Below are 20646 nucleotides of genomic sequence, written 5' to 3' on the forward strand. Positions count from 1 at the left end.
GCGGCCTCGGGCGGCGAGGGCCGCCGCCGAGTGCCGGGCCGCGCCTGCGGCGCCCGGGTCACCGGCCGTCGGCGGCGCGAACGAGGCGTCGGACACGGGAGACATCCCTGCCCGGAGTCATGTTCGTCGAGGTCCGCACGCCTGGGTGGAGGCGGCCGATCAAGGGCGCGGGACGCGTCGGCGTCAGCCTCGTACCCCGCACAGGTGCAGCAGCGCCGCGACCCTCCGGTAGGGCTCCGTCCGCCCGGCCCGGTCCTCCGCGGCGAGCAGCCGCTCCAGCTCCTCGGCGGCCGGCAGTCCCACATCGCCCGCCACGCCGTCGGTCAGGACCCGCACGCCGTACCAGGCGTGCAGCGGTGCGGCGATCCCCGCCAGCGTCGACGTCAGCGCGTCGAGCCGGTCGGCCCGGACCTTGAAACCGTTGTCGTCGGTGTACGTGTCCGACTCGAAGCCGGACAGCGCGCCCGACCAGTCCCCGGCCAGACCCGGCCGCATGGCCAGGGAGTCGGCGTTCCGCACGACCAGGGAGAGCAGACCGCCGGGCGCCAGCATCCGCGCGAGGCCCGCGAGGAGAGCGTCCGGCTCGTCCGCGTACATCAGCACGCCGTGGCAGAGCACGACGTCGAAGCTGCCCGGCAGGAAGTGCACGCCCGTCTCGCGGCCGTCGCCCTCGACCAGCCGGACCCGCTCACGGATCCCGGCCGGCTCGGTGGCCAGCGACTCACGGGCGGCCTTGAGCAGCTCGGGATCGGCCTCGAGACCGGTCACCGTGTGACCGGCCCTGGCGAGGCGCAGCGCCTGGGTGCCCTGCCCCATGCCCGCGTCCAGGATCCGAAGCCGCTGGCCCACCGGGTAGCGGCCGGCTATCTGCTCGTCGAGCTGGCGGGCGACGAGCTCCTGGCGGACGGTCTCGCGCAGCCCGCCGTACCCGCTCGGCCAGGGGGAGGTGGCGGGCAGCAGCGGACCGCCACCCGTACCCGTACCCGCGACCGTCTCGGAGCTTCCCGCGCTCAGGGCCGCTCTCCGCGCTTGACCTGCGGCTTCGGCAGTCGCAGTCGGCGCATCTGGAGCGTACGCATGAGGCCGTAGGCCACGGCACCGCGCTTCGGCTCGTTCGGGAAGCGCTCGTTGAGCTGCTTCTTCAGGCGGAGCCAGATGCCGATCGAGTCGATGACGATCATCACGATCACGCCGAGCCAGAGCAGCAGAGAGACGTTCTGCAGCACAGGGACGCGGATCATCGACAGCACGAGGATCACCACGGCCATCGGGAGGAAGAACTCGGCGATCGCGAAGCGCGAGTCGACGAAGTCGCGCACGAAGCGACGGACCGGACCCTTGTCGCGGGCCGGCAGATAGCGCTCGTCGCCACTGGCCAGCGCCTCGCGCTGGCGGGCCAGGTCGGAACGGCGGGCCTCGCGCTGGCGCTTGGCGGCCTCCTTGCGGTCGGTCGGCACCGTCGCGGCGCGACGGCGCTGGGTCTGCGCGTCACTCCGCTTCGGGGTCGGGCGGCCCTTGGGGGCCTCGGGGTCGCGGGGCTGCTTGGAGAGGTCCGCCGTCACCTTGTCGGTGGGGGCCTTCTCTTCCTTGGAACGGCTACGGAACACAAAGCCCAGGGTACGTGGTGGGGGGTGTGGACCCCAGTGCGGCCGGGAACGATCTGGTATCGGCCCGCGTCTGTGGGGGTACGTACGGACGACACGCACGGTTTCCCCGAGGTCCATCTACTCCCTGGGCCGGAGAGAGCCCGTTCGCACTCGTCCTTGGGGAGGAGCACATCCGGCCCCGAACAGTGCGTCAATGGAGACAGGGCCCGTACTGTGGATCCTGTTGGAGTGCTTGAGCCGAGTCCGTCAGAAGGGGGCGCGCGAAGCCCATGAGCGGTGTCATGAAGCGTATGGGGATGATCTTCCGCGCGAAGGCAAACAAGGCCCTTGACCGGGCCGAGGATCCGCGCGAGACCCTCGATTACTCCTACCAGAAGCAGCTGGAGCTCCTGCAGAAGGTCCGCCGGGGCGTCGCCGACGTGGCGACGTCGCGCAAGCGGCTCGAACTGCAGCTGAACCAGCTCCAGGGCCAGTCCGCGAAGCTGGAGGACCAGGGCCGCAAGGCGCTGGCGCTCGGCCGCGAGGACCTGGCCCGTGAGGCGCTCTCCCGTCGGGCGGCGCTCCAGCAGCAGGTGAGCGACCTCGAGGTGCAGCACCAGACGCTGCAGGGCGAGGAGGAGAAGCTCACACTGGCGGCGCAGCGCCTCCAGGCCAAGGTGGACGCCTTCCGTACGAAGAAGGAGACCATCAAGGCGACGTACACGGCCGCCCAGGCGCAGACCCGGATCGCCGAGTCCTTCTCCGGCATCTCGGAGGAGATGAGCGACGTCGGCGTGGCCATCCAGCGCGCAGAGGACAAGACGGCACAGCTCCAGGCACGCGCCGGCGCCATCGACGAGCTGCTCGCCTCGGGCGCGCTCGACGACCAGTCGGGCCTGGCCAAGGACGACATCCAGGCCGAGCTGGACCGGCTGTCCGGCGGCACGGACGTCGAGCTGGAGCTCCAGCGGATGAAGGCGGAGCTGGCCGGCGGGCCCTCGGCCTCGAAGCAGGCCATCGAGGGCGGCAACGGCGCCGCCACGCCGCAGGACCAGCAGCAGTCCCAGCCGCGCTTCGACAAGCAGTAGCGAGCGGTAGCGGGCCGGAGCGGGCAGGAGTAAGCAGGAGAGCGAGAAGCGGCACCGAGCGGTAACGAGCCCGAAGGACGCGTCATGATCGTACGGATCATGGGGGAGGGCCAGCGGACGCTGGCCGACAGCCACGTCGCCGAGCTGAACAAGCTGGACGACAAGCTGCTCGCAGAGATGGAGTCGGGGGACTCCGACGGCTTCCGCCGCACCCTGTGCGCCCTGCTCGACGAGGTCCGCCGGCTCGGGGAACCCCTCCCGGACGACGCCCTGGAGCCCTCCGAACTGATCCTGCCGTCGCCGGACGCGACCCTCGACGAGGTGCGCGAGATGCTCTCCGACGACGGCCTGATCCCGGGCTGAGCCGCACGACTCCAACGCACCGGTGCCCCGCCCCTCGCCCGAGGGAGCGGGGCACCGGTGCGTCGCACCCCGTACCGTTGCCTGTCGTGACCACCCTCGACAGCGGCTTCCAGCGGGGCCGGCAATGGCTGCGGGCGCACCCCCTCGCCTTCGACGGGGCCCTCGCGTCCGCCGTGCTCGTCTGCATGATCACGGCCTCCTTCGCCGACCCCCACGGCAGCCGCAACGGCCCCACCTTCGGCGACCGCACCCCCGACGCGAGCAGCGTGCTCCTCATGGTGCTCGGCGCCGGCGCCCTGGTCCTGCGGCGGCGCGACCCCCTCGCCGTCCTCGCCTTCACCGGCGCGGTCACCCTCGTCGAGCTGATCACCGACAACAGCCCGGCGCCCGTCACGATGAGCACCGTCATCGCGCTCTTCACGGTCGCCGCCCGTACCGACCGCCCCACCACCTGGCGCGTCGGCCTCACCACGATGGCCGTGCTGACCTGCGGCGCGATGCTGTTCGGACCCACCCCCTGGTACGCGCAGGAGAACCTCGGCGTCTTCGCCTGGACCGGTATGGCCGCGGCCGCGGGCGACGCCGTCCGCAGCCGCCGCGCCTTCGTCGACGCCATCCGGGAGCGGGCCGAGCGCGCCGAGCGCACCCGGGACGAGGAGGCCCGGCGCCGGGTCGCCGAGGAGCGCCTGCGGATCGCCCGCGATCTGCACGACGTCGTCGCCCACCACATCGCGCTGGTCAACGTCCAGGCCGGGGTCGCCGCCCATGTCATGGACAGGCGGCCCGACCAGGCCAAGGAGGCCCTGGCCCACGTCCGCGACGCCAGCCGCTCCGCCCTCAACGAGCTGCGCGCCACCGTCGGCCTGCTCCGTCAGTCGGGCGACCCGGAGGCGCCCACCGAACCGGCGCCCGGCCTCACCGTCCTCGACGAGCTCCTCGCCACCTTCCGTCACGCCGGACTCCCGGTCGAGCTGGCCCGCGCCTCCGACGACGCCGAGCTTCCCGCGGCCGTCGACCTCGCCGCGTACCGGATCATCCAGGAGGCGCTGACCAACGTGCAGAAGCACGCGGGCCCGGAGGCCAAGGCCGAGGTGAGCGTCGTCCGGGTCGGCCGGACCGTCGAGATCACCGTCCTCGACAACGGCGTCCCGCAGCAGCCGGCACCCCCCGACGGCGCCGGCGGCCACGGACTGATCGGGATGCGCGAGCGTGTCGGTGCCCTCGGCGGCACACTGACCGCGGCACCCCGGTACGGCGGGGGCTTCCGCGTCCAGGCGATACTTCCCGTGACGGCCCGTACGGGGGAGGACGCATGACCATCCGAGTGCTGCTCGCCGACGACCAGGCGCTGCTCCGCAGCGCGTTCAAAGTGCTCGTGGACTCCGAGCCGGACATGGAGGTCGTCGCGGAGGCGGCGGACGGGGCCGAGGCGGTCGCGCTCGCCCGGTCCACCCGGGCCGACGTCGTCCTGATGGACATCCGGATGCCGGGTACGGACGGACTGGCCGCCACCCGCCTCATCACCGCGGACCCCGAGCTCTCCGACGTACGGATCGTCATGCTGACCACCTTCGAGGTCGACGAGTACGTCGTGCAGTCGCTCCGCGCCGGGGCCTCCGGCTTCCTCGGCAAGGGGGCGGAACCGGACGAACTGCTCAACGCCATCCGCATCGCCGCCGCGGGGGAGGCCCTGCTCTCGCCCGTCGCGACCAAGGGCCTGATCGCCACGTTCCTGGCGCAGGGCGGAAACGCGGGACCCGACGGCGACCCGGACTCGCCGGCGTACTCCGAGCGGCTGGCCGCCCTCACCACCCGTGAACGCGAGGTTCTCGTCCTCGTCGCGGGCGGCCACTCCAACGACGAGATCGCCGAACGCCTGGAGGTCAGCCCCCTCACGGTGAAGACGCATGTGAACCGGACCATGGCCAAACTCGGTGCGCGGGACCGGGCCCAGCTCGTCGTCACGGCGTACGAGTCGGGGCTGGTACGTCCAAGGGTGGAGTGAGGGAGTACTCCGGCGTACTCCAGACGCGGTATGCGCCGGATAAGGATTTGGACCCCGGGGCCGAGGATCCGGCGCTTCCCATGGCTGATCGTGTAGGCGGGCACCCATCACCGCCCGCCTGCCGAGCACGCCACAGAAGAGAGACCCCATGTCCTGGCTGTCCAGATTCAGCCTCGCGCAACGGGCCCTGATCGGGCTGATGTCCATCGTGGCCATCGTCTTCGGGGCGATAGCCATCCCGCAGCTGAAGCAGCAACTGCTGCCCTCGATCGAGCTCCCGATGGTCTCGGTCCTCGCCCCCTACCAGGGCGCGTCGCCCGACGTGGTCGAGAAGCAGGTCGTCGAACCGCTCGAAAGCACCATCAAGGCCGTCGACGGCATCAAGGGCGTCACCTCCACCGCCTCCGAGGGCAACGCCCTCATCATGGCCACCTTCGACTACGGCGACGAGGGCACCAAGCAGCTCGTCGCCGACGTCCAGCAGGCCGTGAACCGGGCCCGCGTGGCGCTTCCCGACGGAGTCGACCCGCAGGTCGTCGCCGGTTCCACCGACGACATCCCGACCGTGGTGCTCGCCGTCACCTCCGACAAGGACCAGCAGGCGCTCGCCGACCAGCTGGAGCGCACGGTCGTCCCCGCCCTCGAGGACATCGACGGCGTCGGCCAGGTCTCCATCGACGGCGTCCAGGATCTCCAGGTCTCCGTCACCCCCGACGACAGGAAGCTCGCCGCGGCCGGCCTCACCACCATGAAGCTCGCCGAGGCCATCCGGTCGGGCGGCGGCACGGTGCCCGCGGGTTCCTTCTCCGAGGACGGCAAGAGCCGCACGGTGCAGGTCGGCGGCGGCTTCACCTCGCTCCAGCAGATCCAGGACCTGCGCATCAAGCCCGAGAAGGGCGAGGCCGTCCGCCTCGCCGACGTGGCCACGGTGAAGCAGACGGAGGCCTCCCGGGTCTCCATCACCCGTACGGACGGCAAGCCGAGCCTCGCCGTCATGGCCACCATGGACAACGACGGAAGCGCCGTCGCCATCTCGGACGCGGTCAAGGACAAGCTCCCCGAGCTGCGCGCGGACCTCGGCTCGGGCGCCGAGCTCACCGTCGTCTCCGACCAGGGCCCCGCGGTCGCCAAGTCGATCTCCGGTCTGACCACGGAGGGCGCGCTCGGTCTCGTCATGGCCGTCCTGGTGATCCTGGTCTTCCTCGCCTCGATCCGCTCCACCCTGGTCACCGCGGTCTCCATCCCGCTCTCGGTCGTCCTCGCCCTGATCGTGCTGTGGACCCGTGACCTCTCGCTCAACATGCTGACGCTGGGCGCCCTCACCATCGCCATCGGGCGGGTCGTCGACGACTCGATCGTGGTCCTGGAGAACATCAAGCGGCACCTCGGCTACGGCGAGGAGCGCCAGGCGGCGATCCTCACCGCCGTACGCGAGGTCGCGGGCGCCGTGACCTCCTCCACGCTCACCACCGTCGCGGTCTTCCTGCCGATCGGTCTGGTCGGCGGCATGGTCGGGGAGCTCTTCGGCTCGTTCAGCCTGACGGTCTCCGCGGCCCTCCTCGCCTCGCTCCTGGTCTCGCTGACCGTCGTCCCGGTGCTCTCGTACTGGTTCCTGCGCGCCCCCAAGGGCACGTCGGAGGACCCGGACGAGGCCCGGCGCCTGGCGGAGGAGAAGGAGAGCCGGAGCCGGCTGCAGCGCCTGTACGTCCCCGTTCTGCGGTTCGCGACCCGGCGCCGGCTCACCAGCGTGGCGATCGCGATCGTCGTCCTGGTCGGCACCTTCGGCATGGCCCCGCTCCTGAAGACGAACTTCTTCGACCAGGGCGAGCAGGAGGTCCTGAGCATCAAGCAGGAGCTGGCTCCCGGCACCAGCCTCGCGGCCGCCGACGAGTCAGCGAAGAAGATCGAGAAGGTCCTCGCCTCCACCGACGGGGTGAAGAACTACCAGGTCACGGTCGGCTCCTCGGGCTTCATGGCCGCCTTCGGCGGCGGCACGGGCGCCAACCAGGCCTCGTACCAGGTCACGCTGGACGACTCGGCGTCGTACGAGAAGACCCGTGACGCCATCGACAAGGCCCTCGGCGAGCTCGACGGCATCGGCGACACGACGATCGCGGCGGGCGACGGCTTCGGCAGCCAGGACCTGAGCGTGGTGGTCAAGGCCTCCGACGCGGACACCCTGAAGAAGGCCTCCGAGGCGGTCAAGGCGGAGGTCGCGAAGCTGAAGGACGTCACCGACGTCCAGAGCGACCTGTCGCAGTCCGTGCCGCGGATCTCCGTCAAGGCCAACGCGAAGGCCGCGGACCTCGGCTTCGACGACACGACGCTCGGCATGGCCGTCGCGCAGGCGGTCCGCGGCACCCCGGCGGGCAAGGCGATCCTCGACGACTCCGAGCGGGACATCGTCCTGACCTCGGCGAAGCCGGCCACCACGATGGAGAGCCTGAAGGCGCTGCCGCTCGGACCGGTCAAGCTCGGCGACATCGCCGACGTGAAGCTGGTCCCGGGTCCCGTCTCGATGACCCGGATCGACGGCTCGCGGGCCGCGACGATCACCGCCAAGCCGACCGGTGACAACACCGGCGCGGTGAGCGCGGACCTCCAGTCGAAGATCGCGGCCCTCGACCTCCCGAAGGGCGCGACCGCCTCCATCGGCGGTGTCTCCGAGGACCAGTCCGAGGCGTTCGTCAACCTCGGCCTCGCGATGCTCGCGGCGATCGCGATCGTCTTCATGCTCCTGGTCGCGACCTTCAAGTCGCTCGTCCAGCCGCTGATCCTGCTGGTGTCGATCCCGTTCGCGGCGACGGGCGCGATCGGTCTGCTGGTGATCACGGGCACGGCGATGGGCGTCCCGGCGATGATCGGCATGCTGATGCTGATCGGCATCGTGGTGACCAACGCGATCGTCCTGATCGACCTGATCAACCAGTACAGGTCGCAGGGGCTGGGGATCGTCGAGGCGGTCGTCGAGGGCGGCCGTCACCGGCTCCGCCCGATCCTGATGACGGCCCTGGCGACGATCTTCGCGCTGCTGCCGATGGCGCTCGGCGTCACCGGCGAGGGCGGCTTCATCGCCCAGCCGCTGGCGGTGGTCGTGATCGGCGGTCTGATCACCTCGACGCTGCTGACGCTGCTGCTCGTCCCGACGCTCTACGCGATGGTGGAGCTCCGCAAGGAGCGCCGCGCGAAGAAGAAGGCGGACAGGAAGGCGAAGAAGGCGAAGAAGCGGGACGGCACGCTCGACAACCCCGAGCAGCCGGACGGGACCCCCGCGGACGCGACGCTGCTGGACGCGCTCGACATCTGACGCCCCACACGGCGAAGGGCGCCCCGCTCTGTGCGGGGCGCCCTTCGGCGCGTCTACCGGAGAACCGTTACGGCAGCGCCAGCATCCGCTCCAGCGCCAGCTTCGCGAAGCTCTCCGTCTCCTTGTCGACCTGGATCCGGTTGACCAGGTTGCCCTCGGCCAGCGACTCCAGCGCCCACACCAGGTGCGGCAGGTCGATCCGGTTCATGGTCGAGCAGAAGCAGACCGTCTTGTCGAGGAAGACGACCTCCTTGTCCGGGTGCGCGTTGGCCACGCGGCGGACCAGGTTCAGCTCCGTGCCGATCGCCCACTTCGAGCCGGCCGGGGCCGCCTCCAGCGTCTTGATGATGTACTCCGTCGAGCCGACGTAGTCCGCGGCGGCGACGACCTCGTGCTTGCACTCGGGGTGCACCAGCACGTTCACGCCCGGGATCCGCTCGCGCACGTCGTTGACCGAGTCCAGCGAGAACCGGCCGTGCACCGAGCAGTGGCCGCGCCACAGGATCATCTTGGCGTTCCGCAGCTCCTCGACGGTCAGGCCGCCGTTCGGCTTGTGCGGGTTGTACAGGACGCAGTCGTCGAGCGACATGCCCATCTCCCGCACCGCCGTGTTCCGGCCCAGGTGCTGGTCAGGCAGGAACAGGACCTTCTCACCCTGTTCGAAGGCCCAGTCGAGGGCGCGCTTGGCGTTGGACGAGGTGCAGATCGTGCCCCCGTGCTTCCCCGTGAAGGCCTTGATGTCGGCCGAGGAGTTCATGTACGAGACGGGTACGACCTGCTCGGCCACGCCGGCCTCGGTCAGCACGTCCCAGCACTCGGCGACCTGCTCGGCGGTGGCCATGTCGGCCATCGAGCAGCCGGCCGCGAGGTCGGGCAGGACGACCTTCTGGTCGTCCGTGGTGAGGATGTCGGCCGACTCGGCCATGAAGTGCACACCGCAGAAGACGATGTACTCGGCCTCCGGGCGGGCGGCCGCGTCACGGGCGAGCTTGAAGGAGTCGCCCGTGACGTCGGCGAACTGGATGACCTCGTCGCGCTGGTAGTGGTGGCCGAGCACGAAGACCTTGTCCCCGAGCTTCTCCTTGGCCGCGCGGGCGCGCTCCACCAGGTCGGGGTCGGAGGGCGACGGAAGGTCGCCGGGACATTCCACTCCGCGCTCGCTCTTCGGGTCGGCCTCGCGGCCGAGCAGCAGCAGGGCGAGCGGCGTCGGCTGGACGTCCAGGGGCTGGGCGGTGGTCACGTCACGCACCCTTTCTTATCTGCGGCAACGCTTTTCGTCTAAATGACGCTATCTATCATAACCGCTTCACGTCACTTTGACGATGTCCATAGTGTCGATGTGACGAATTCGCGGTCGACGGCTCGGATCTTGCCGTTCTCCGCTTGGCGGGCGGGTGTGCGAGCATGAAGGGGAAAAGACGTGAAGGCCGAGCCTCGCCCGGAATGAATCCGGGGCCCCGCCGGTTGGACCCGTCGGCAAGCAGTCTCCGTACAACCCGGGAGAGAAGCAGATGTCCGTATCGGACGAGAAGACCACTGTCAGCGACGGCATCCTCCTGTCTGACGCCGCCGCGGCCAAGGTCAAGGCCCTGCTCGACCAGGAAGGCCGCGACGACCTGGCGCTGCGCGTCGCCGTACAGCCCGGCGGCTGCTCCGGCCTGCGCTACCAGCTCTTCTTCGACGAGCGTTCGCTCGACGGCGACGTCGTCAAGGACTTCGACGGCGTCAAGGTCGTCACCGACCGCATGAGCGCCCCGTACCTGGGCGGCGCCTCCATCGACTTCGTCGACACCATCGAGAAGCAGGGCTTCACGATCGACAACCCGAACGCCACGGGCTCCTGCGCCTGCGGTGACTCGTTCAGCTGAGTCGTCAGTCGTACGTACGAGGGCGGCCGCCCCGGAGTCCCCGGGGCGGCCGCCCTCGTACGTACGACGTGGTGCGCGTGCCTACCGGCGCGGAACGGGCTCCCCGCTCGGCGCGTCCACGACCGTCCGGCCGCCCAGCGGCTGCTCCAGTGTCACCGTCCGGGTCACCTCGACCGCCATGGCGATGCACGCCCGGCCCGGGTCCGTCGCCTTCTCCGTCACGCGCACGGTGACCTTGTCGGCGCTCTCGCCGGCCGTCGCCGTGTAGGTGCTGCACACCCCGCCCCAGAAGGTCACCGAGAGCTTCGTCCCGGTGCCGTCGACCCGGTACGACTGGATCTGACGCACGGGTGCCGTGCCCTGGCCGGGGTCCGGCGTCGGCGTGGGGCTCGGCTCGGCAGGGGGCGCCAGGTGCTCCGGCGCCACCGCCGTCCGTACCACCGTGTGGGGCTTCGCCCCGGCCTCCGGCTCCACCCGGAACAGCCAGGACGGTACGAGCGCCCGCTCACCGTCGACGAACTGCGCCGCGAGCCCGAGGGTCGCGCCCGTGACGGCCAGCTCCTTCGGCTCGGCGCCCGGCTCGCAGGTCACCGTCGGGGCCTCCCGGGCCGCCTCGCCGGCCGGCGGATCCGTCGCGCAGCCGCCGATGCCGATCGAGCCGGGGCCGGACGACGCCTTGTTCAGCTCCTCCAGGGCCTTGTCCGCGCTGATCAGCGGGTAGTCGGCCCCCTTCGCCGGCTCCTTCAACTGCCCGCTTCCCGCGACCGGTTCACCGTCCGGGCCGACATGGATGCCGGTCGACCAGCCGTATGTCGGCAGCCCGCCCACGACCGGGTCGGCGTTCACCACCCGTACCGCCCCCATCAGCTGGCTCGCGTCCAGCTTCGCGTCCTCCTGGCCGATCGCCTTCAGTACGGGGGTGGCCGCGGCCCTCGCCGCCGCCTCGCTCACCGGGCCGCCGCTCGGGGGCTTCACCTCGCCCGGCGGAGGACACGCCTTGCCCTTGAGGCAGGTGTCACCGGCCGGACCCCCCTCGTACCGCGAGAACGTCCAGCTGCCGGGGGCCTCGGCCGACACGTCCAGCCGCAGCCCGGAGCCGTCCTTCTCCGGCGCGATCTTCCAGACCTCGCCCTCGAGGCGCGGCGCGCCCGGGATGCCCAGGGCGCGGGCCAGCCGGGTCACCTCCGCCGCCGTGACCCGGCCCTCGGGCCGGTGGACCGCGGCCGACGAGGGGCCGTCGGGCAGGGGTCCCCTGGCCCGGTACACGGCTCCGCCGCCGCCGGGGTCGGGCTCGCCCGGCGCGATGCCGGGCCCACCGTCCGTAGCGCCCGTACCGTCCACGCCGCCCGTGCCGTTCTTGGCGTCCAGACGCAGCGGCGGGGGAGCGGCCGCGCCCGCGGGCCGGCTGTCACCGCCCTCGGAGGCCGTGGTCGCGAGGTACACACCGCCGCCCCCGGCCAGCAGGACGCCCGTCGCCACCGAGGCCACGAGCAGCGGCCGGTGCCGCATCCGCCGGTTCTCCGTACCGCTCACCGCATCGCTCCTTCGTCCCTGCCCCTGGAAGGCGTCCTTCCGGGAGACAGCCCCGGGAGGACATCAGTGGGACGGAATGGACGAGCGGGTGGTTCCGTCGCTCAGGAGCCGTATTCGGACGTCGCGGCGATCAGCCGCGCCGAGGCGGGCGGAACGACGACGCCGTGGATGCGGGCGGGGGAGACCCTGGCGGGAACGTCGACCGCGGGCACCACCCAGTGGGGGGCCATCCGCGCACTGTCGCCGCACAGCTGGGCCAGGCTGAACTCGGACTCCTGATGCTCACGAGGAGCGGGGTACGTGGACATACGCGCACCGTACGCACGCGAAGCCTCCGGGGAAAAGACCTACTCTGAGGTAGTTTCCACTGTTCGGCAGGACAGCCTCCAGCCGGTAGCGTGAACTGTCAACCCCTTTCCGTCCCGCAGGAGCGCCCAGCCGTGCGTATCGCAGTCACCGGCTCCATCGCCACCGACCACCTCATGACCTTCCCCGGCCGGTTCGCAGACCAGCTCGTCGCGGACCAGCTGCACACGGTCTCCCTCTCCTTCCTCGTCGACAACCTCGACATCCGCAGGGGAGGCGTGGGCCCGAACATCTGCTTCGGCATGGGCCAGCTCGGCGGCAACCCGATCCTCGTGGGTGCGGCCGGTTACGACTTCGACGAGTACCGCGCCTGGCTCGACCGCCACGGCGTCGACACCGGTTCGGTGCGGATCTCCGAGGTCCTGCACACCGCCCGGTTCGTCTGCACCACGGACAAGGACCACAATCAGATCGGCTCCTTCTACACGGGCGCGATGAGCGAGGCCCGGCAGATCGAGCTGAAGGCCGTCGCCGACCGCGTGGGCGGCCTCGACCTCGTCCTGATCGGCGCCGACGACCCCGAGGCGATGCTGCGCCACACCGAGGAGTGCAAGGCGCGGGCCATCCCCTTCGCCGCGGACTTCTCCCAGCAGATCGCGCGCATGGACGGCCAGGAGATCCGCACGCTCCTGGACGGCGCCACGTACCTCTTCTCCAACGAGTACGAGAAGGGCCTCATCGAGTCCAAGACCGGCTGGACCGACGAGGAGATCCTCGGCCGGGTCGGCCACCGGGTCACCACGCTCGGCTCGCGCGGTGTGCGCATCGAGAGCGCGGGCGGGGAGACCATCGAGGTCGGCTGCGCGGAGGAGGACGCCAAGGTCGACCCGACCGGGGTCGGCGACGCCTTCCGTGCCGGCTTCCTCACCGGCCTGTCGTGGGGCGTCACCCTGGAGCGCGCGGCCCAGGTCGGCTGCATGCTCGCCACGCTGGTGATCGAGACCCTGGGCACCCAGGAGTACACGCTGCGCCGGGCGAACTTCATGGAGCGCTTCACCAAGGCGTACGGCGACGAGGCCGCGGCCGAGGTCCAGGCGCACCTGAGCTGACCCCCGTAGGGGCTCCGCCGTCGCGGAGCGGGCGCGGAGCCCCTACGCCACCCGGCGCGGAGTGGGCGGAGCCCCTACGCCACCCGGCGCACCACGTACGCCGACCCGCCCTTCGGGGACGGCTCCTCGCCCACGTACTCCTGGCCGCGCATCTCGCACCAGGCCGGGATGTCCAGACGGGCCGCCTCGTCGTCCGCGAGGACGGTGACCGTGCCCCCCAGCGGCACGTCGCCGATCACCTTCGCCAGCTCGATCACCGGGATCGGGCAGCGCTTGCCCAGCGCGTCGATCACGAGCGACCCCGAGACGCCCGGCTCCGTCGCCGCCTCCGGAGCGCCGAGCCGCTCCCGTACCTGCGCGACCACCCCCGGCAGCACCGCCAGGAAGCGGTCCACGTCCTCCTCCGCCGTGCCCGCAGGCAGGGACACCCGGACGTTGCCCTCGCTCAGCACCCCCATCGCGCGCAGCACATGGCTGGGCGTCAGCGTCGAGCTCGTACACGACGAACCGGACGAAACGGAGAAACCCTCCCGGTCCAGCTCGTGGAGCAACGTCTCTCCGTCGACATAGAGACAGGAGAACGTGACGAGATGGGGGAGCCGGCGCACCGGGTCGCCCACCACCTCCACATCGGGGACGAGCTCCGGAACCCGCGCCCGGATCCGGTCCACCAGAGCCCGCAGCCGCGCCCCCTCGGCCTCCGCCTCCGCCCGCACGGCCCGCAGGGACGCCGCCGCCGCCACGATCGCCGGCAGGTTCTCGAAACCGGCCGACCGGCCCGACTCCCGCTCGTCCGCCGGACCTTGGGCGGAGAAGCGGACACCCTTGCGGACCGCGAGCAGGCCGACGCCCGCCGGACCGCCCCACTTGTGCGCACTCGCCGCCAGCAGCGACCAGGGCCCCTCCACCGGCCCCCAGCCCAGCGACTGCGCCGCGTCCACGAGCAGCGGCACCCCCGCCGCACGGCACGCCTCCGCCACCTCCGCGACCGGCTGCGCCGTCCCCACCTCGTGGTTGGCGGACTGCAGACAGGCCAGCGCCGTCCCCGGCTCCAGGGCCGCCGCGAAGGCCGCGGCCTCCACCGCCCCGGACCGGCCCACCGGCACCTCCGTCAGCGAACCGCCCGCCGCGGCGTGCGCCTCGCCCGCGTGCAGTACGGAGGAGTGCTCGACCGCCGAGACCACCAGCCGGTCCCCGACACGCCGACGCCCCGCGAGCGCGCCGGCAATTCCCGCATGCACCGCCCGCGTCCCCGAAGGAGTGAACACCAGCTCGTCGGGGCGGCAGCCCACGGCATCCGCCGCGGCCTCCCGCGCGGCGTCGAGCAGCATCCTGGCCCGCCGTCCCTCCCGGTAGAGCCGGGCGGGATCGGCCCAGCCCTCGTCCAGGGAGGCAAGCAGCGCCTGGCGGGCGACGGGGTGGAGCGGGGCGGAGGACGCGGCGTCGAAGTAGGGCACGCGCCCACGCTAGCCCCCGCTCCGTAATCCCCCGTCAGATGCCCCGCGCGGGCCGTCGATCGCCGCACGTCCGGGGGCCCGGACCCGCCTGCGGAGGGAGCCGGTCCACCCCTTCGGGGAGTCGGACGGCGCGTTGGGCACCCTCCCCGCGCGACCCCAAATAGCGTCCAGTAGGGTTTGGTCCGCATAAACATCCAAACCCCTGCCCGCGGCCGGGGCGGCGACCGACCAGCGAGACGGCCGTAGCCGACCAGCGCGGGCCGAGACTCTCGGGAAGGCGCTACGTGAGTCCCAACGGCTCCGACCGCTCGTCGCGGCGCCCGATGCGGCGGAAGCTGCCGCAGGTGCTGACTGCGGGCCTGATCCTGGCGACAGCCACCGGCTGCTCGTACAACTGGGAAGACTTCCCCCGCCTTGGTATGCCCACCCCCGTCACGGAAGAGGCTCCCACGATCCTCTCCCTGTGGCAGGGCTCGTGGGCGGCTGCGCTCGTCACGGGCGTCCTGGTGTGGGGGCTGATCCTGTGGTCCGTCATGTTCCACCGGCGCAGCCGCACCAAGGTCGAGGTACCTCCGCAGACGCGGTACAACATGCCCATCGAGGCGCTGTACACGGTCACTCCACTCATCATCGTGTCGGTGCTCTTCTACTTCACCGCGCGCGACGAGTCGAAGCTCCTTTCGCTCTCCGACAAGCCGGCCCACACGATCAACGTGGTCGGCTACCAGTGGAGCTGGGGCTTCAACTACATCGAGAACGTGCCCGGGGTGACGGGTGACGCTCAGACGGCCCCCAACCTCGACGCCATTCCGGACAAGTACCAGGACCAGTTCCCGGCGAACGCCGGCGGTGTCTACGACGCCGGCATCCCCGGCGACCGGAACCCGCAGACCGGCAACCCGGGCCCGACCCTGTGGCTGCCCGAGGGTGAGAAGGTCCGGTTCGTCCTGACCTCCCGTGATGTCATCCACTCCTTCTGGGTGGTCCCCTTCCTGTTCAAGCAGGACGTCATCCCGGGTCACACCAACGTCTTCGAGGTGACCCCGAACCGCGAGGGCACCTTCATGGGCAAGTGTGCCGAGCTGTGCGGTGTCGACCACTCCCGGATGCTCTTCAACGTCAAGGTGGTCTCCCCGGAGCGCTACCAGCAGCACCTGAAGGAGCTGGCGGAGAAGGGGCAGACCGGCTACATCCCGTCGGGCATTGAGCAGACGGACCCGGCCAGGAATGCGGAGAAGAACCAACTGTGAGCATCCTCAACGAACCCCAGGGTGCGGCCGCGGCTGAGGACTCGTACGAGAACGAGCTCCCGGTACGCCGCAAGCAGCCCGGCAATGTGGTGGTGAAGTGGCTGACCACCACCGACCACAAGACGATCGGCACGCTGTACCTGGTCACGTCGTTCGTCTTCTTCTGCATCGGCGGCCTGATGGCGCTCTTCATGCGCGCCGAGCTGGCCCGTCCGGGCACGCAGATCATGTCGAACGAGCAGTTCAACCAGGCGTTCACGATGCACGGCACGATCATGCTGCTGATGTTCGCGACGCCGCTGTTCGCCGGATTCGCGAACTGGATCATGCCGCTGCAGATCGGCGCGCCCGACGTGGCGTTCCCGCGGCTGAACATGTTCGCGTACTGGCTGTACCTCTTCGGCTCGATCATCGCGGTGGCCGGCTTCCTCACCCCGCAGGGTGCGGCCGACTTCGGCTGGTTCGCCTACTCCCCGCTGTCGGACGCCGTCCGCTCGCCGGGTGTCGGCGCGGACATGTGGATCATGGGTCTGGCCTTCTCCGGCTTCGGCACGATCCTCGGCTCGGTCAACTTCATCACCACGATCATCTGCATGCGCGCTCCGGGCATGACGATGTTCCGCATGCCGATCTTCACCTGGAACGTGCTGCTGACCGGTGTGCTGGTCCTGCTCGCCTTCCCGGTCCTCGCCGCCGCGCTCTTCGCGCTGGAGGCCGACCGCAAGTTCGGCGCGCACGTCTTCGACGCGTCCAACGGCGGCGCGCTGCTGTGGCAGCACCTCTTCTGGTTCTTCGGACACCCAGAGGTGTACATCATCGCGCTGCCGTTCTTCGGCATCGTCTCCGAGGTCATCCCGGTCTTCAGCCGCAAGCCGATGTTCGGCTACATCGGTCTGGTGGCCGCGACCATCGCGATCGCCGGTCTCTCCGTGACCGTGTGGGCCCACCACATGTACGTCACGGGCGGCGTGCTCCTGCCGTTCTTCTCCTTCATGACGTTCCTCATCGCCGTACCGACCGGTGTGAAGTTCTTCAACTGGATCGGAACGATGTGGAAGGGCTCGTTGTCCTTCGAGACACCGATGCTCTGGACGATCGGCTTCCTGGTCACCTTCACCTTCGGTGGCCTGACGGGCGTCATCCTGGCCTCGCCGCCGATGGACTTCCACGTCTCCGACTCGTACTTCGTCGTCGCGCACTTCCACTACGTCGTCTTCGGCACCGTGGTCTTCGCGATGTTCGCCGGCTTCCACTTCTGGTGGCCGAAGTTCACCGGCAAGATGCTGGACGAGCGGCTCGGCAAGATCACCTTCTGGACGCTCTTCATCGGCTTCCACGGCACGTTCCTGGTGCAGCACTGGCTGGGTGCCGAGGGAATGCCGCGCCGTTACGCGGACTACCTCGAGGCCGACGGCTTCACCGCGCTGAACACGATCTCGACGATCTCCTCGTTCCTGCTCGGCCTGTCGATCCTGCCGTTCCTCTACAACGTCTGGAAGACCGCCAGGTACGGCAAGAAGATCGAGGTCGACGACCCGTGGGGTTACGGCCGTTCGCTGGAGTGGGCCACCTCCTGCCCGCCCCCGCGGCACAACTTCCTCACCCTGCCGCGGATCCGTTCCGAATCCCCGGCGTTCGACCTGCACCACCCTGAGATCGCCGCTCTCGACCAGCTCGAGAACAAGCCGCACGAGGCCGAGGCCCTCACCGGCAGCAAGGAGGCCGGCAAGTGAAGATCCAGGGCAAGATGTTCATCTGGCTGAGCGTCTTCATCCTCGCCATGGCGATCCTCTACGGCGTCTGGTCGAAGGAGCCGGTCGGTACCACGGCGCTCTTCCTGGCCTTCGGCCTCGCCATCATGATCGGCTACTACCTGGCCTTCACGGCCCGGCGGGTCGACGCGATGGCGCAGGACGACAAGGAGGCCGACGTCGCGGACGAGGCCGGCGAGGTGGGCTTCTTCGCCCCGCACAGCTGGCAGCCGCTCTCGCTCGCCATCGGTGGCGCGCTCGCCTTCCTGGCCGTCGCGATGGGCTGGTGGATCCTGTACTTCTCGGCTCCGCTGATCCTGGTCGGCCTGTTCGGCTGGGTGTTCGAGTTCTACCGCGGTGAGAACCAGAACCAGTAGCCCGTAGAGGCGCCCCGCAACACCCCGAGGGGCCCGGACACTTCGTCACCCGAAGTGTCCGGGCCCCTCGTTTGCAGCACTCGGCGCGCTGGCCGCGAGGATTGTTCTTACGGTGATGTCATGAACGACACGCCGCGCATTCGGACTGTTCTGAGCTGCACCCTTTTGGCCCTCCTGGTCACCGCCGGCGCCGGTGCCTGCGCGGGCACCGACGGCAATCCGCTCTCCGCCAAGCCCTACGACGCGGCGGAGCAGGTCGCCTTCAGCGCCCCCACCGACGGCAAGAAGGCCGACCCGGACAAGGCCCTGGAGATCACGGCCAAGGGCGCGGACGGCCGCATCACGGACGTGACGGCCGTCGACGCGACCGGGCACCACCTGGCCGGCGAACTGACCGCCGACGGCCGTCTCTGGCGCTCCACGGGCTCCCTGACGGCCGGCGCGACCTACACCGTCAAGGTGTCCACGGAGGACGAGGACGGGGCCCCCGGCACCCGCACGTTCACCTTCGAGACGGCCCCGGCCAAGCGGGCCCTGACGGTCGCGTTCGGCCCGGAGGCGGGCAAGTACGGCGTCGGACAGCCCATCACGGCCGACCTCAGCCTCCCCGTCAAGGACCGCAAGGCACGCGCGGTCGTCGAACGGGCGCTGAAGGTGCGCTCCACCCCGGCCGTCGAGGGATCCTGGCACTGGGTCGACGACCGGAAACTGCACTTCCGTCCGAAGGAGTACTGGCCCGCCGGCGCGGCGATCACGGCCACCGCCAACCTGGCGGGCGTCAAGGTCGGCGACAAGCTGTACGGCGGGGACTCCAAGCCGCTCGAGCTGACGATCGGCGACCGGATCGAGGCCGTCGCGGACGCCGGCACGTTCTCCATGACCGTGCGGCGCAACGGAGAAGTGATCAAGACCATGCCGGTGACCACCGGCAAACCGGGCTTCTCCACCCGCAACGGCATCAAAGTCATCCTCGGCAAGGAGTACTTCGTCCGGATGCGCGGCACCAGCGTCGGCATCGCGGAGGGCAGCTCCGAGTCGTACGACCTGCCCGTCTACTACGCGACACGGGTGACCTGGAGCGGCGAGTACGTCCACGCCGCGCCCTGGTCCGTGGGCTCGCAGGGGTTCGCGAACGTCAGCCACGGCTGTGTCGGCATGTCGACGGGGAACGCGGCCTGGTTCTTCGAGACCGTCCGTCCGGGCGACATCGTGCAGACCGTCAACAGCATCGGCGACACGATGGACCCGTTCGGGAACGGATTCGGCGACTGGAACCTGCCCTGGGACAAGTGGCGCGAGGGCAGCGCCCTGGTCGCGGACACCAAGAGCGCCGCCCACCAGCCGGACCCGACCCGGCTGAGGCCTCTCGTCTGAGGCTCCGTTCCGGTCCTGTTACGCGTCGATCGACAGGCGCGAGCGGAGCAGGGCCGCCAGGGACGCCGCGAACTCGACCGGTTCCACCGGAAGGGTGACCGCGGCGTCCGCACGGCTCCAGGTGGCCAGCCACGCGTCCTGCGGGCGGCCGATCAGGAGCAGCACCGGCGGGCAGCGGAAGACCTCGTCCTTGATCTGCCGGCAGACGCCCATGCCGCCCGCCGGCACGGCCTCGCCGTCCAGCACGCAGGCGTCGACGCCACCCTCCTCCAGCCGCTTGAGCACGGCCGGGAGTGTCGCGCACTCGATGAACTCGACCGGCGGAACGTCGGCCGCGGGCCTGCGACCCGCCGCCAGGCGCACCTGTTCCCGCGTGTTCGCGTCGTCGCTGTAGACCAGGACCGTGGCGCTCGACTGCATCGTTCCTCCGTGAAGGTCATCAACCGATGCGCGGGATGCTACTCCGTCCCACACCCCGTCAACACCGGTACGACACCGGTTGGGAGGCCACTTCGATGGGCCGTTCGGGCTGGACAGACGCCCCTGACACTCCGAACGGCACCCCCCGGAGTGAGGGCGGGATAAGCGACCGACATAATGTCGGTCGTGGCGACAGTAACGACAGTAGAAACCGGGCACGCGCACCCGTCGGTCAATCGACCGAACCTCACCAGCGTCGGAACGATCATCTGGCTGAGTTCCGAGCTGATGTTCTTCGCGGCCCTCTTCGCGATGTACTTCACCCTGCGATCGGTGACCGGTCCCGAGTTCTGGACGGAAAAGGCCGACGCCTTGAACTTCCCGTTCTCGGCGACCAACACCACGATCCTGGTGCTCTCCTCCCTCACCTGCCAGCTCGGCGTCTTCGCCGCCGAGCGGGGCGATGTGAAGAAGCTCCGGACGTGGTTCATCATCACGTTCGTGATGGGTGCGATCTTCATCGGCGGCCAGGTGTTCGAGTACACCGAGCTGGTCAAGCACGAGGGGCTCTCGCTCTCGTCGGACCCCTACGGCTCGGTGTTCTACCTGACCACCGGCTTCCACGGCCTGCACGTGACGGGCGGTCTCATCGCCTTCCTGCTGGTCCTGGGCCGGACGTACGCCGCCAAGAGGTTCACTCACGAGCAGGCAACCGCCGCCATCGTCGTGTCCTACTACTGGCACTTCGTCGATGTCGTCTGGATCGGCCTCTTCGCCACGATCTACATGATCAAGTAATCGGGTCCCGGGACCCGAACACATCCAGCAAGCACCGACGCAGAAGATCCTGAC

19 protein-coding genes are annotated in these 20646 nt (G+C 70.2%); 12 read left to right on the top strand and 7 right to left on the bottom strand.

Going from position 1 to position 20646, the window contains the following annotated elements:
* Window positions 1-183: 183 nt before the first annotated feature.
* Window positions 184-960: a class I SAM-dependent methyltransferase gene (locus tag ACF1G2_RS09815; RefSeq protein WP_391798129.1), complete on the bottom strand. Its 777-nt coding sequence runs from the start codon at window positions 958-960 to the stop codon at window positions 184-186.
* A 50-nt stretch (window positions 961-1010) separates the two neighbouring features.
* Complete coding sequence (locus ACF1G2_RS09820; protein WP_391797782.1) at window positions 1011-1607, bottom strand: DUF3043 domain-containing protein; 597 nt, start codon at window positions 1605-1607, stop codon at window positions 1011-1013.
* A 269-nt stretch (window positions 1608-1876) separates the two neighbouring features.
* Between ACF1G2_RS09820 and ACF1G2_RS09825 the strand changes: the two genes are divergently transcribed.
* The 5 genes from ACF1G2_RS09825 (at window position 1877) to ACF1G2_RS09845 (ending at window position 8349) form a co-directional block, all read left to right on the top strand.
* Window positions 1877-2674 carry a PspA/IM30 family protein gene (locus ACF1G2_RS09825; RefSeq protein ID WP_352189337.1) on the top strand — a complete coding sequence of 266 codons (798 nt, stop codon included), beginning with the start codon at window positions 1877-1879 and terminating at the stop codon, window positions 2672-2674.
* Between the two features lie 84 nt (window positions 2675-2758).
* Entirely contained in the window at window positions 2759-3037 is a 279-nt protein-coding gene (locus ACF1G2_RS09830) for a hypothetical protein (RefSeq protein WP_391797783.1), read from the top strand.
* Window positions 3038-3123: 86 nt separating this feature from the next.
* Entirely contained in the window at window positions 3124-4353 is a 1230-nt protein-coding gene (locus ACF1G2_RS09835) for a sensor histidine kinase (protein WP_391797784.1), read from the top strand.
* On the top strand, window positions 4350-5042 hold the full coding sequence (locus tag ACF1G2_RS09840; RefSeq protein WP_391797785.1) for a response regulator: 693 nt from the start codon (window positions 4350-4352) through the stop codon (window positions 5040-5042). The genes ACF1G2_RS09835 and ACF1G2_RS09840 overlap by 4 nt, the downstream gene beginning before the upstream one ends.
* A 148-nt stretch (window positions 5043-5190) precedes the next feature.
* Window positions 5191-8349: an efflux RND transporter permease subunit gene (locus ACF1G2_RS09845; protein WP_391797786.1), complete on the top strand. Its 3159-nt coding sequence runs from the start codon at window positions 5191-5193 to the stop codon at window positions 8347-8349.
* A 67-nt stretch (window positions 8350-8416) separates the two neighbouring features.
* Here ACF1G2_RS09845 and nadA read toward each other — a convergent pair whose 3' ends face one another.
* Window positions 8417-9598 carry a quinolinate synthase NadA gene (nadA, locus tag ACF1G2_RS09850; RefSeq protein WP_352189332.1) on the bottom strand — a complete coding sequence of 394 codons (1182 nt, stop codon included), beginning with the start codon at window positions 9596-9598 and terminating at the stop codon, window positions 8417-8419.
* Window positions 9599-9860: 262 nt separating this feature from the next.
* Here nadA and ACF1G2_RS09855 point away from each other — a divergent pair, with 262 nt between their 5' ends.
* On the top strand, window positions 9861-10217 hold the full coding sequence (locus ACF1G2_RS09855) for an iron-sulfur cluster assembly accessory protein (RefSeq protein WP_018848827.1): 357 nt from the start codon (window positions 9861-9863) through the stop codon (window positions 10215-10217).
* Between the two features lie 81 nt (window positions 10218-10298).
* Here ACF1G2_RS09855 and ACF1G2_RS09860 read toward each other — a convergent pair whose 3' ends face one another.
* Together ACF1G2_RS09860 and ACF1G2_RS09865 are read right to left on the bottom strand one after the other, a co-directional pair.
* Complete coding sequence (locus ACF1G2_RS09860; RefSeq protein ID WP_391797787.1) at window positions 10299-11750, bottom strand: hypothetical protein; 1452 nt, start codon at window positions 11748-11750, stop codon at window positions 10299-10301.
* 101 nt (window positions 11751-11851) lie between these two features.
* Entirely contained in the window at window positions 11852-12058 is a 207-nt protein-coding gene (locus tag ACF1G2_RS09865) for a hypothetical protein (RefSeq protein ID WP_391797788.1), read from the bottom strand.
* Window positions 12059-12190: 132 nt separating this feature from the next.
* Here ACF1G2_RS09865 and ACF1G2_RS09870 point away from each other — a divergent pair, with 132 nt between their 5' ends.
* Complete coding sequence (locus ACF1G2_RS09870) at window positions 12191-13165, top strand: carbohydrate kinase family protein (RefSeq protein WP_391797789.1); 975 nt, start codon at window positions 12191-12193, stop codon at window positions 13163-13165.
* A gap of 74 nt (window positions 13166-13239) precedes the next feature.
* On the opposite strand, the gene ACF1G2_RS09875 is transcribed toward ACF1G2_RS09870, so the two are convergent.
* Complete coding sequence (locus ACF1G2_RS09875; protein ID WP_391797790.1) at window positions 13240-14622, bottom strand: cysteine desulfurase/sulfurtransferase TusA family protein; 1383 nt, start codon at window positions 14620-14622, stop codon at window positions 13240-13242.
* 284 nt (window positions 14623-14906) lie between these two features.
* On the opposite strand from ACF1G2_RS09875, the gene coxB reads away from it, so the two are divergent.
* The 4 genes from coxB to ACF1G2_RS09895 all read left to right on the top strand — a co-directional run bounded on the left by coxB (window position 14907) and on the right by ACF1G2_RS09895 (window position 19374).
* Window positions 14907-15872 carry a cytochrome c oxidase subunit II gene (coxB, locus tag ACF1G2_RS09880; RefSeq protein ID WP_391797791.1) on the top strand — a complete coding sequence of 322 codons (966 nt, stop codon included), beginning with the start codon at window positions 14907-14909 and terminating at the stop codon, window positions 15870-15872.
* A complete protein-coding gene (ctaD, locus tag ACF1G2_RS09885) occupies window positions 15869-17605 on the top strand; it encodes a cytochrome c oxidase subunit I (RefSeq protein WP_391797792.1) in 1737 nt (578 codons plus the stop codon). Before coxB ends, ctaD begins: the two co-directional genes overlap by 4 nt.
* Entirely contained in the window at window positions 17602-18000 is a 399-nt protein-coding gene (locus ACF1G2_RS09890; protein ID WP_352189325.1) for a cytochrome c oxidase subunit 4, read from the top strand. Before ctaD ends, ACF1G2_RS09890 begins: the two co-directional genes overlap by 4 nt.
* A 120-nt stretch (window positions 18001-18120) precedes the next feature.
* Window positions 18121-19374 (top strand): Ig-like domain-containing protein, encoded by a 1254-nt coding sequence (locus tag ACF1G2_RS09895; protein ID WP_391797793.1) that lies wholly within the window; start codon window positions 18121-18123, stop codon window positions 19372-19374.
* 18 nt (window positions 19375-19392) lie between these two features.
* Here ACF1G2_RS09895 and ACF1G2_RS09900 read toward each other — a convergent pair whose 3' ends face one another.
* Complete coding sequence (locus ACF1G2_RS09900) at window positions 19393-19794, bottom strand: hypothetical protein (protein WP_391797794.1); 402 nt, start codon at window positions 19792-19794, stop codon at window positions 19393-19395.
* 177 nt (window positions 19795-19971) lie between these two features.
* Between ACF1G2_RS09900 and ACF1G2_RS09905 the strand changes: the two genes are divergently transcribed.
* Window positions 19972-20592, top strand: coding sequence for a heme-copper oxidase subunit III (locus ACF1G2_RS09905; protein WP_352189322.1), 621 nt, complete (start codon window positions 19972-19974; stop codon window positions 20590-20592).
* The last annotated feature ends 54 nt before the right edge of the window (window positions 20593-20646 follow it).

Origin of the sequence: Streptomyces sp. NPDC013457 (assembly GCF_043089925.1) — a bacterium.
In the GTDB taxonomy this organism is placed as follows: domain Bacteria; phylum Actinomycetota; class Actinomycetes; order Streptomycetales; family Streptomycetaceae; genus Streptomyces.

Bases quoted from the DNA above. Each gene is read 5' to 3' on its own strand.
- ACF1G2_RS09825 (WP_352189337.1), top strand. From the start codon at position 1,877: ATGAGCGGTGTCATGAAGCGTATGGGGATGATCTTCCGCGCGAAGGCA.
- ACF1G2_RS09830 (WP_391797783.1), top strand. From the start codon at position 2,759: ATGATCGTACGGATCATGGGGGAGGGCCAGCGGACGCTGGCCGACAGC.
- ACF1G2_RS09840 (WP_391797785.1), top strand. From the start codon at position 4,350: ATGACCATCCGAGTGCTGCTCGCCGACGACCAGGCGCTGCTCCGCAGC.
- ACF1G2_RS09845 (WP_391797786.1), top strand. From the start codon at position 5,191: ATGTCCTGGCTGTCCAGATTCAGCCTCGCGCAACGGGCCCTGATCGGG.
- ACF1G2_RS09855 (WP_018848827.1), top strand. From the start codon at position 9,861: ATGTCCGTATCGGACGAGAAGACCACTGTCAGCGACGGCATCCTCCTG.
- ACF1G2_RS09865 (WP_391797788.1), bottom strand. From the start codon at position 12,058: ATGTCCACGTACCCCGCTCCTCGTGAGCATCAGGAGTCCGAGTTCAGC.
- ACF1G2_RS09895 (WP_391797793.1), top strand. From the start codon at position 18,121: ATGAACGACACGCCGCGCATTCGGACTGTTCTGAGCTGCACCCTTTTG.
- ACF1G2_RS09900 (WP_391797794.1), bottom strand. From the start codon at position 19,794: ATGCAGTCGAGCGCCACGGTCCTGGTCTACAGCGACGACGCGAACACG.
- ACF1G2_RS09905 (WP_352189322.1), top strand. From the start codon at position 19,972: ATGTCGGTCGTGGCGACAGTAACGACAGTAGAAACCGGGCACGCGCAC.